Origin of the sequence: Pseudomonas brassicae (genome assembly GCF_010671725.1) — a bacterium.
Classification (GTDB): domain Bacteria; phylum Pseudomonadota; class Gammaproteobacteria; order Pseudomonadales; family Pseudomonadaceae; genus Aquipseudomonas; species Aquipseudomonas brassicae.
Genome location: NZ_JAAHBU010000630.1, coordinates 1 through 736 on the forward strand (window position 1 = coordinate 1; position 736 = coordinate 736).

At 66.2% G+C, this 736-nt stretch carries 2 protein-coding genes; both read right to left on the reverse strand.

Translation table 11 applies throughout. From position 1 onward, the window contains the following. Positions 1 to 32: 32 nt before the first annotated feature. The gene (gene hflD, locus G3436_RS26770) at positions 33 to 653 is read right to left on the reverse strand and encodes a high frequency lysogenization protein HflD (protein WP_163951366.1); all 621 of its coding nucleotides are present in this window, start codon (positions 651 to 653) and stop codon (positions 33 to 35) included. Next, positions 653 to 736, reverse strand: an 84-nt coding sequence (locus tag G3436_RS28160) for an aminomethyltransferase beta-barrel domain-containing protein (protein WP_243667355.1), incomplete at its 5' end; no start/stop codon positions are given. The genes G3436_RS28160 and hflD, both read right to left, overlap by 1 nt.

Genomic DNA, 736 nt, shown 5'->3' on the forward strand with positions numbered 1-736 from the left:
GGCTTGCCAGCGAAGGCCGCCAGCGGCCAGGGTCAGCCGCGTAGCATCGGGTACAGCTCTTTGAGCAGCTTGCGCCGGCTGATCACCAACTGCCAGCGGTGCCCGCCCAGTTGACGCCACAGGCGCGCCGCGCGAATACCGGCCAGCAACAGGGCACGGATCTTCGAGGCATTGTTGGGCTGCTGCAGGTTGCGCATGTCGCCATGCACCTGGATACGTTGGCGCAGGGTGCTCAGGGTGTCCTGGTACAACGCGCCGCTGGAAGCGATCACGTTTTCGTGCACCAGGCCGAAATGGTCGGCCTGGGACTGGATCTGTGGCAGGCGCTTGCCGATGGTGTCGAGCATGTCGCCACGCTTGGCCAACTGGCGCTCCAGGCCCAGCATCGACAGCGCATAGCGCAAGGGTTCGCGCTGCAGGCTGCCGGGGTCGCGCTCCAGTGCGCTGGCCAGGGCGCGGTAGCCATCCTTGAGGTTCAGGTCGTCGCCGCCGAACACCTCGAGGGTGTCCTTGGGGTCGCGTACCAGCAGGCTGCCCAGCATGCAGCCAAGGTCGGCCTCGCTGGCCTGGCCGGTGCGGGCAATTCGGTCAACCAGTACGGCCGCCTGAAACACCCCGCCCAGCGCAATCAGTTGCTCTTGCATCTGATTCATCAGTGGCTGCTCCACGGCTCGGCCACTTCGATCACGCCGCCGCCCAGGCAGATCTCACCGTCGTAGAACACCACCGACTGGCC